This is a genomic window from uncultured Campylobacter sp., from assembly GCF_938018145.1.
Taxonomy (GTDB): Bacteria; Campylobacterota; Campylobacteria; order Campylobacterales; family Campylobacteraceae; genus Campylobacter_A.
The window spans coordinates 1-4,560 of sequence record NZ_CALIII010000418.1 but is presented as its reverse complement, the minus strand read 5'-3'; the positions used below and the strand labels follow the sequence as shown (position 1 = coordinate 4,560).

At 49.5% G+C, this 4,560-nt stretch carries 5 protein-coding genes and 1 pseudogene; all 6 read right to left on the bottom strand.

Annotated features, from left to right (window positions below; genetic code table 11):
* Positions 1–90, bottom strand: a pseudogene (locus Q0338_RS09675) (TlyA family RNA methyltransferase); the annotation flags it as partial.
* Positions 80–2,023: an NAD-dependent DNA ligase LigA gene (gene ligA / locus Q0338_RS09670; protein ID WP_298086560.1), complete on the bottom strand. Its 1,944-nt coding sequence runs from the start codon at positions 2,021–2,023 to the stop codon at positions 80–82. The gene ligA and the pseudogene Q0338_RS09675, both read right to left, overlap by 11 nt.
* A gap of 24 nt (positions 2,024–2,047) precedes the next feature.
* Positions 2,048–3,184 (bottom strand): dihydropteroate synthase, encoded by a 1,137-nt coding sequence (gene folP, locus Q0338_RS09665; protein WP_298086559.1) that lies wholly within the window; start codon positions 3,182–3,184, stop codon positions 2,048–2,050.
* Positions 3,181–3,801: a DNA polymerase III subunit delta' gene (locus Q0338_RS09660; protein ID WP_298086558.1), complete on the bottom strand. Its 621-nt coding sequence runs from the start codon at positions 3,799–3,801 to the stop codon at positions 3,181–3,183. The genes folP and Q0338_RS09660 overlap by 4 nt, the downstream gene beginning before the upstream one ends.
* 3 nt (positions 3,802–3,804) lie before the next feature.
* Entirely contained in the window at positions 3,805–4,347 is a 543-nt protein-coding gene (locus Q0338_RS09655) for a HobA family DNA replication regulator (RefSeq protein WP_002946460.1), read from the bottom strand.
* Positions 4,344–4,560 (bottom strand): ACT domain-containing protein (locus Q0338_RS09650; RefSeq protein ID WP_298086557.1); only part of this gene is annotated, 217 nt, incomplete at its 5' end. The genes Q0338_RS09650 and Q0338_RS09655, both read right to left, overlap by 4 nt.

The window sequence follows — 4,560 nt, the reverse complement described above, 5'->3', positions numbered from 1 at the left end:
GTTTAGCAAAATTTTTCCGCTTTTTATGAGCTCGGCGGCTTTGTTTCGGCTGATGTTTAAGCGGCTCGCGGTAAATAGATCAAATCTCAATCATCCGCCTTAGCTCGTCCTCGGTTATCGTCGCGACACCAAGCTCGCGCGCTTTATCCAGCTTGCTACCCGCCTCATCGCCGTAAAGCACGAAGTCCGTTTTCTTGCTCACCGAGCCGCTTACTTTCGCGCCGTTTGCTTCCAAAACCCTTTTAAATTCATCCCTGCTCTTGCTAAGCGTGCCCGTTATCACAAACGTTTTGCCGCTTATCGCGCTTTGTTTTGTCTCAAAACTCTGCGCTTGCGGGCTAACGAAACGCAAAATTTCGTCCAAATTTTGCCTATTTACCTGCATAAACTCCGCGTAACTCTCTGCCATCGCCTCGCCGAAGCCTTCGATCGCGGCAACCTCGCCAAAGCTCAGCTCGCGCCAGTTTTGCGGGTAAATTTGCGCTATCTTTTTAGCCGCTACTTCACCGATGTGCTCGATACCCAGGCTCGCTATAAAGCTATGCAGTGCGGGTGTACGGCTAGCCTCGATGGCACCGAGTAAATTTGCGATCTTTTTATCCTTAAAGCCTTCTAACCGCGCCAAATCCTGCGCCGTAAGCTCGTAGATGTCAGCGATTTTGGCGACTAAGCCCGCCTCAAAAAGCTGATTTACGATCGCGTCGCCAAGACCGTCGATATTTAGGCACTTTTTGCTCGCAAAATGTATGAGCGAATTTATCACGCGCGCCTTGCACTCGAGGTTTTGACACTTGACGAAGACGCCCTCGTCTAGCAGCATCGACCCGCATACGGGGCACTCGCGCGGCCGCTCAATCGGAGTCTGCGAGCCGTCTCTGCGCTGCTTGAAGACGCCAGTAATCTTTGGTATCACGTCGCCCGAGCGGATAATGCTGATAAAATCATTCTTTTGCACGCCTAGGCGCTCGATCTCGTCGAAGTTATGCAGCGTGGCGGACTTTACTATCGCGCCGTCGATATTTACGGGCTCAAGCACGCCCACAGGAGTCACGACGCCGCTACGCCCGACCTGAAACGCGACGTCAAGCAGCCGCGTGGTCTTTTCGATCGCGGGAAATTTATACGCGACCATAAATTTAGGAAATTTCTCCGTGTAGCCAAGCTCCTCGCTAGCCGCGATACTCTGCACGCGCACCACGAGTCCGTCCATCATAAAAGGCTTGCTATCTCGCTGCGCTACGAGTTGCTTATATGCTTCCTCGATCTGCTCGGCAGTGCGGCAAATTTTAAAAAACTCCTCGCGCTCAAAGCCCTGCGAATAAATAAAATCCATCATCTGCGAGTAGGTTTCAAGACCCAAATTTTGCTCGCCGTAGCCCCATGGCTTAAACCTCAGCCTGCGCGACGCCGTCACGGCGCTATCTAGCTGGCGCAGGCTGCCGGCGGCTGCATTTCGCGGGTTTGATAGCTGCGACTCGCCCCTTTGCGAGCGGGCGAAATTTATCTCGTCAAAGTCGTTTTTAGCGATCACGACTTCGCCGCGGATCTCGATCCTGCCGTTATAGGCGATTTGTAGCGGGATATTTTTGATGACTTTTGCGTTGCTCGTGACGTCCTCGCCCGTTATGCCGTCGCCGCGCGTGATAGCTCGCACGAGAGCGCCGTTTTCGTAGAGTAAATTTAAGCTCGCACCGTCAAATTTAGGCTGAAGCGCAAACTCCAGCCCCTCTTTGTCGCCGCGCTTTAGCCACGCTAGCAGCTCATCAAAACTAAAAATATCCTCCATCGACCACATGCGCGCGCCGTGGCGAGCCTTGACAAAGCCCTCGCTAACCTCGCCGCCTACACGCTTTGTCGGGCTAAACATCGAGATATCACTAGGATTTGCTCTCTCAAATTCTAGCACTTTATGATAAAGCTCGTCGTACTCCTCGTCGGTGGCTATGGGCGCGTCGTCGGTGTAGTAGGCCTTCGCCCACGCGTTTAGCGTATCTACGGCCTCTAAATACTCTTTTTTATCCATTTTTCCTCGTTAAATTTGCTTTGCTTACCATGCCGCGAGCTTTCTCATCGCGTTTTCCAGCCTAAACATCTGCGCATGCTCGGCCACGTCGTGCGTACGAATGATCTGAGCGCCGTTTCTAAAGGCCTCAAGATGCAGATAAAGGCTACCCGGCAAGCGGTCTTTGATCTCGCTGGGGCTATAAAAATTTATGACAGATTTGCGGCTAGCGCCAGCTAAAAGCGGTAGTCCAAAGCGCAAAAAATGCTCCAAATTTTTTATCAAAATCATATTTTGCTCCGCCGTCTTGCCAAAGCCGATACCCACGTCCAGCACTATATCGCGGCATCCAAGATCCTGCGCCGCGGCGATCTTAGCCTCGAAAAACGCGTCTATCTCGCCTAGCAAATCATCATAATGCGGGTTATCTTGCATATTTTCTGGGCTATTTTGCATGTGCATGAGGCAGTAGGTAGCGCCGTAGCGCGCCGCTAGAGCGCAGAGGCTAACGTCGCCCGTGATATCGTTTATCATCTTAAAGCCGTGATTTAGCGCGTACTCTAGGCAGTATGCGTCAAAGCTATCTAGGCTAAATATCGCCTTTTCGTGCAAATTTAAGCGGTAAATTTCGACGAGTATCTTTTCAAGCCTGGCAAACTCGACCTCGCGCCCGACGTATTTGCTGCCGGGACGCGAGCTAACTGCGCCCACATCGATATACTCGGCGCCCTGCTCGATCATCGCTTCGATTTTTTCGATACCGCTTTTTTCGTTCACGCGGCTTGCGGCGTTAAAGCTATCTTCATTTACGTTTACGACGCCCATTATCTGCGCGCGCTGCGGTTTTTTAAACGGAGATTTTAAAAATTTAGCCAAATTTTTTAGACCGAAATCCTGAGCGGACTCTTTTTTGGCAAGCGCCTGCACCTGCGCATCGGTCGCCATCAAAAGTGCGGCCGAATTTGCGCCGTTTAAAATCACGTCGCGGTTAGTGACGAGCTCCGCACCCACGCTTAATGCGTCTTGTTTTAGGATATTTGCGGCAGGCGAGCGTAAATCTTTAATCAAAAAAAAGTTGATTGCCGACTTTTTTTTCATCAAATTTCGCCCCTCGTCGCTAGGACGGATAATCTCGCAAATCTCGTTAAAATCAGTTTGCGGATTGATTTTAAAAATTTTCATCTAAGCCCTTTTTCGTAAATCATAAGAAGTATCGGCGTAAGAAGCGCGTGAGTTTTAGTGTTTAGCTCGGCTAGGCGCACGGCTTTGAAAAAATACTCAAGCTCATCGGCGCTAAATTTAACCCCCTGCGCCGTAGCCTCCAGAGCTATGGCTGCGATTAGCTCTTTTAGGTCGTTTTTGCCGAGCTTTTCGGAGCGCTCGAGAGCTGATTTTTCATCGATAAACGCGCAAATTTCTTTTAGCTCCAGACGCTTGTAATCTAACCCCGTTTTTTCTCGCTGCTTTTTTTCGAGTCTATTTTCGGTAACTAGGCGCGAGCGAACGGTCGGCAGGAGCATATTTTTCGACTCGCAGGCTATGATAAAAAAGATATTTTTAGGCGGCTCTTCGATGATTTTTAGTAGAGAGTTTTGAGCCTCGACGCGGAAATTTTTAGCGCCTAAAACCAGCAGTTTGGGCTCACTCTCGGCGATGTAGGCCTCGGCGGCGACCTCTTTTGCGTTTTCTAGCAAAAAGTCTTCGGCGAAAAAAAATCTAACCGAATTTACGCCGTAAAGCCCTAAAATTTCCTCTTTTAAGGCTTCAAAATCGCTCGTGATTACGATTTTGCTTCGCATAGATTAAAGCGTTACTTTCGCAAATAAAGCAGCGTCTATGCTCTTATCAAAGAGCCTAAACAGCGACAAAAGCTTGATATCTAGCGCGCCGTCGGAGGAGCTTAGATAAAAGCTATTTTGCGCCTGCTCGTCAAAAAGCCACATGTAGCTATCGTCCTTGCCTTTGGCGATTTGCGAGCTTTTTTCCGCGCTTTTGCCGATGTAAAAAAACACGTAGCCGTTTGGAAAAGCAAGGCTAAGCATATCTAAAAGCAGCGAGACTTCCTCTTTTGAGCCGATATTTTCAAAAGAGGGATAAAGCGCCTTTAGCGAGAAAAAGGGTAGTACAGGGCGGGCGTTTGTCGGCTTGTTTATATTTTTTAAAAAATACTCCTCAAACCAGCCGCGCTCGCTATCGGTTATCAAGATAAACGCGCGCCCTTCGAGTAAAAATTTAAGCTTCGAGGCGAGCAGAGGCGTCCACTCGGTGCGCCTCTCCTCCATCCAGCTCATCAGCGAACCCTCCTCGCGGATCGCCTCGAGCGTCCATTTTATAAAATCGCTCATTTATCGAGTTTATAAGCTTCGTGTAGTGCGCGAACGGCTAGCTCGCCGTATTTTTGATCGACGATCATCGAGATTTTTATCTCGCTAGTCGAGATCATTTGGATATTTATGCCTTCGTTTGCTAGCGTTTGAAAGGCTAGAGACGCCACTCCCGTGTGGCTTTTCATACCTACGCCCACGACTGATACCTTAACTATCTCGTCGTTGTATAAA

Excerpts from the sequence above, each read along its gene's own strand:
- ligA (WP_298086560.1), bottom strand. The coding sequence starts at position 2,023 with ATGGATAAAAAAGAGTATTTAGAGGCCGTAGATACGCTAAACGCGTGG.
- folP (WP_298086559.1), bottom strand. The coding sequence starts at position 3,184 with ATGAAAATTTTTAAAATCAATCCGCAAACTGATTTTAACGAGATTTGC.
- Q0338_RS09660 (WP_298086558.1), bottom strand. The coding sequence starts at position 3,801 with ATGCGAAGCAAAATCGTAATCACGAGCGATTTTGAAGCCTTAAAAGAG.
- Q0338_RS09655 (WP_002946460.1), bottom strand. The coding sequence starts at position 4,347 with ATGAGCGATTTTATAAAATGGACGCTCGAGGCGATCCGCGAGGAGGGT.